Here is a 4,245-nt window from a genome sequence, read left to right as displayed (position 1 = left end):
CGGCGCCGCAACCCGCCCTCTGCGCTGCGAGCGGCCTTTCGGCCCGCGGCGCCGGGCGGGTGGGAAGACGGCGATGGCGGCCCGCAGGGCCGCCATCGAGAGTCGCCTGTATTTGTTGTTGAGGGCTAGCGGTGACCCTCAGGACGGTTCTTCCAACGCTCCTCGAGCCGGTCGAGCAACCCGCCCGACTTGCCTCTCGGCTGGCGCGTCCGCCGGGTGGCTGTGCCGCCGACCGCGTGCAGGTCGGTTGCCTGGCCCTTGCGGCGGCTCTGCATCGCGAACGCCGCAGCGCCCAGCATCACGACGAAGCCCGCCACGCCCAGCGGCGTGATGCGGGTGACCGTGCCGTAGACGACCAGGGCCAGTCCCAGGACGATCACGAAAGCGGCGACCACCAGGCGGCGCCGTGCGTGGAATCGCGGGTCGTTGGCCCGCACAGCCGAGGCGAACTTGGGGTCCTCGGCAAGCGACCGCTCGATCTGATCGAACAGCCGCTGCTCGTGCTCAGAGAGCGGCACGGCTTTCCTCCCCGGGCGCATGTCCGGCCCCTCGGCCGGGGTCGGGTCCTGCCAGTGTTACGGAAACAACCAATGTGACTGATATACCCACTCTGACCGTCACATCTCTGTGGCGGATGTACCAGTGTGACACCGATGACACTAGACAGCCCACCGGACTGCCTTGCCGCAAGTCTACGAGGGCCCTGCCGGGTCGGAAAGCGGGACGACCGCCGAGTGCGGGTGATTTTCGGTTCTGCGGAGATCACTTCGGCCGAGAAGGCTGGCCGGACCGACGATTGATCGGCCGAAGCGGGCCGCCACGGCGTCGGCCGCGGCCTCCGCCTCGCGCCAGCCGCGCTCCGGCTCACCCAGTGTGAGCTGCCGCGATGCGCCAGCGCCGGTCGACAGGCCCTCGACCCGCACGCCGATCAGGCGCACCTGGTCGGCGGGGCCGAGCGCCCTGAACAGGCCCCACGAGATTTCGAAGATCTCACGTGCCACATCGGTCGTCGCCGTAACCGTGCGGGACCGGTTGACGGTCTTGAAGTCGGCCAGCCGGACCTTGATCGCGATCGTCCGCCCGACGACCCCGCCGGCGCGCAGGCGTGCCCCCACCTTCTCGGACAGCGCCAGCAGGCTCCGCTTGATCACCGACGGGTCGCCGACGTCGGTGTCGAAGGTCATCTCCGCGCCGATCGACTTCTCCACCTGCTCCGGCACCACCCGGCGCGGGTCGCGGCCCCAGGACAGCTCGTGCAGGTGGGCCGCGGCCGCCTCGCCGAGCGCGCCGCGAAGCATGCGGACGGGCGCGTTGGCCAGGTCGCCGACCGTCGCCAGGCCGAGCCGGTGCAGCGCCTCAGCGGCCCGCTCCCCCACGCCCCACAGGGCGTCGACCGGCAGCGGGTGCAGGAAGTCGAGCACCAGGCCGGCCGGGACCACGATCACGCCGTCGGGCTTGGCCCTCGTGGACCCGAGCTTGGCCACGAACTTGCTCGGCGCCACCCCGACCGAGCAGGTCAGCGCCTGGTCCTCGAAGACCCGCTCGCGCAGCCGCCGCGCGATCTCCGCGGGCCGGCCCATCAGCCGCTGGGCACCGGCCACGTCGAGGAACGCCTCGTCCAGCGACAGCGGCTCGACCAGCGGCGTCACGTCGCGGAAGATGCCCATCACGGCGCGGGACGCCGCCGTGTACTGCTCGAAGTCGGGCGGCAGGAAGATCGCCTGCGGGCACAGCGCACGGGCTCGCATGGCCGGCATCGCGCTGCGTACCCCGAACTTGCGGGCCTCGTAGCTCGCCGAACTGACCACGCCGCGCGGACCCAGCCCGCCGACCACCACCGGGCGGCCGCGCAGCTCGGGCCGCTTGCGGATCTCGACCGACGCGAAGAACGCGTCCATGTCGACGTGCAGGATCGTGCAGCCCGCGTCGTCGGCATCCGGCCCGAACCGCGGGTCACGCCCACGCCCGATGGCCTGACTACGTCCCACAACCAGCAGGCTAGCCGGACCCCCCGACAAAAACGCCGAGCGGAACCGTCATCTCGGCGGCGGTCACCGACCCGTGGAAAGCGACCATCCGGGAGATCACCGGCGGCTCCCATCCGTCGGCGAGCGAGACCGTGCGACCTTGACAGATCACGGCGATGTCGCCGATTCGGCCGAAATGGTCCGGCGGCACCACACCGAACCATCCGCCGTCGATCACTTCCTCACGGGTGAACACCCAGGCGCGGTCCCCGAGGACGGCGCGCCAAGCATCCGCCACATCGGCCACGGCGCCGGGAGCGACGTGCAGGTACCGCACCCGCGGCTCACCGGCCACCGCGACGATGCCGTCCGACTCGATCAGGTCGACGCGGGCGTCGGCGGGCACGTTGAGCTGCCCGTGGTCGGCGGTGACCAGCAACGCGGCGCGCGGCGGCAGGCCCTCGACCAGCCTCTCGACGAGTTCCTGCACGTCGGTTGCGGCGGCGTTCCACTGCGGCGACAGGATCCCGGAGTCGTGGCCCGCCTTGTCCAGATCGGGGTGGTAGCCGTAGACAATGCCCGGACCGGCGCGCAGCGCGAGAAGCATCTCCGAGGCCAGCGCCTCCCAGTGGGCACCGCCGCGGAACGAGGCGCCCCGATTCGCCGCCACGGTCAGCCCGGTGCCCTCGAACTCCGCCCTGGTCACCTGCGTCGCCGCGACCCCGCCCGCCGTCGCCGCCTCGAATCGGGTCGGCACCGGCTGCCACTTCGCGGGGTCCGGGTCGTCCTGCCACCGGATGTGGTTCAAGATCCGGCCGTCCGGCATGCGGGAGGTGAAGCCGAGGACACCGTGCGCGCCCGGCGGCACACCCGTGCCCAGAGTGACCAGGCTGACCGGTGTGGTGGAGGGAAAACCCGTGGTCAGGGTACGTGCGCAGGGCTCGCCGAAGACCACCGGCCACTGGTACGCCCCAAGCCCGTCGACCAGCAGCACCGCGACCCGGTCCACGCCGCCCAGCGCGCCCCGCAGCCCGAGCACGTCGTCGGCGCCGGGCACGCCGAGCACCGCTGACACGCTCGGCATCAGGTCGGCGAGGCTGCCCCTCCCGTAGGCGGGCCGCACCGCGGCGAAGGCGTCCGCGGGCAGTCCGTCATCCGGGATGATCAAGCCGGCCGCCGGGCGAAGAGGTGCAGCTGCGACGCGATGTCGCGGAACGGCGGGCGGGCCGACAACGCCAGCTCCAGATCCAGCATCGCCTGCGGATCCGACTCGACGACCGCGGCGGGCACCAGGTCCACGAGTACGCGTACCCCATGGGCCTCCTCGACCTCGAGTCCCGACTCGCGCAACAGCGCCGCAGCGGTCTCCACGTCGTAGCGCCGGCGCAGGGTGTCGCGCTGCCCGGCGCGGCCGTCGGCATCGGTGAGCAGCGCGGACGCCGTCGCGAGGTGACCGTTGACGGCCCGGCCCAGCACCGCGGCGGCCCGCCCGGCGACCAGCACGCTGACCGCTCCCCCGGGCCGCAGCGCCGTGGCGATCGACGCGACCACGCCGGCCGGGTCGTCGACCACCTCGAGCACCGAGTGGCACAGGATCAGGTCGGCCGACGAGGGCGGGATCAGCCCGGCCAGCGCGTCGCCGTCACCCTGCACCGCGCGCACCCGCTCGGCCACGTGGGCGTCGGCGGCGCGGCGGGTCAGCGCGGCGAGCGCATCGGGGCTGGCGTCCACCACCGTCACCTCGTGCCCGGCCTCGGCCAGCGGCACCGCGAAGCCGCCGGTGCCACCGCCCACGTCCAGCACGGTCAGGGCGCGGCCTGAGCGGTCGAGCTCGCGGTTGAGGACGGCCCAGACGGCGGCGGTACGTGCCGAGACGAGCGGCCGGGTCGGTGTGGTTGCCACAAACGCAGCGTATCGGTCGGTTCTTGGAAGGCGCTGGTCAGCCTTTCCATGATCGTTGCCGCGCCGCCGGCTCTCGATGGAACCTCGTTCCATGAATGACGCAGAGAACCTCGCCCGCCAGATCTTCGACAACTTCCACGCCGGCGACATCGAACGCATCGGCGACCTCGTCACCGAGGACTTCGTCGACCACGGCGCGCCGCCGTGGGCGCCGCAGGGCCGCCGGGCCTATGTACAGATCATGTGGTGGCTCAAGAAGAACCTGCAGATCCGCTTCGAGATCCACGAGACCGTCGGGAACGGTGACCTGTTCGCCGCCCGGGTCACCGCTCTTTGTTTTTGATCTACAAACAGTAATTACAACACTTAAAATCTT

5 protein-coding genes are annotated in these 4,245 nt (G+C 71.6%); 1 reads left to right on the top strand and 4 read right to left on the bottom strand.

The window, feature by feature from the left end:
- Positions 1-125 precede the first annotated feature (125 nt).
- The 4 genes from AB0M20_RS29825 to AB0M20_RS29810 all read right to left on the bottom strand — a co-directional run bounded on the left by AB0M20_RS29825 (position 126) and on the right by AB0M20_RS29810 (position 3,869).
- The gene (locus tag AB0M20_RS29825; protein WP_364303646.1) at positions 126-518 is read right to left on the bottom strand and encodes a DUF3040 domain-containing protein; all 393 of its coding nucleotides are present in this window, start codon (positions 516-518) and stop codon (positions 126-128) included.
- Positions 519-692: 174 nt separating this feature from the next.
- A complete protein-coding gene (locus AB0M20_RS29820; RefSeq protein ID WP_364303645.1) occupies positions 693-1,988 on the bottom strand; it encodes a DNA polymerase IV in 1,296 nt (431 codons plus the stop codon).
- Between the two features lie 10 nt (positions 1,989-1,998).
- Positions 1,999-3,135: a nucleotide pyrophosphatase/phosphodiesterase family protein gene (locus AB0M20_RS29815; RefSeq protein ID WP_364303644.1), complete on the bottom strand. Its 1,137-nt coding sequence runs from the start codon at positions 3,133-3,135 to the stop codon at positions 1,999-2,001.
- Complete coding sequence (locus AB0M20_RS29810; protein ID WP_364303643.1) at positions 3,132-3,869, bottom strand: methyltransferase domain-containing protein; 738 nt, start codon at positions 3,867-3,869, stop codon at positions 3,132-3,134. Before AB0M20_RS29810 ends, AB0M20_RS29815 begins: the two co-directional genes overlap by 4 nt.
- Before the next feature lie 91 nt (positions 3,870-3,960).
- On the opposite strand from AB0M20_RS29810, the gene AB0M20_RS29805 reads away from it, so the two are divergent.
- Positions 3,961-4,212, top strand: coding sequence for a nuclear transport factor 2 family protein (locus AB0M20_RS29805; RefSeq protein ID WP_364303642.1), 252 nt, complete (start codon positions 3,961-3,963; stop codon positions 4,210-4,212).
- Positions 4,213-4,245 lie beyond the last annotated feature (33 nt).

Source organism: Actinoplanes sp. NPDC051633, assembly GCF_040681735.1.
Taxonomy (GTDB): Bacteria; Actinomycetota; Actinomycetes; order Mycobacteriales; family Micromonosporaceae; genus Actinoplanes.
The sequence above is the reverse complement of the archived record's forward strand: the minus strand, read 5'-3'. Positions and strand labels throughout refer to the sequence as shown.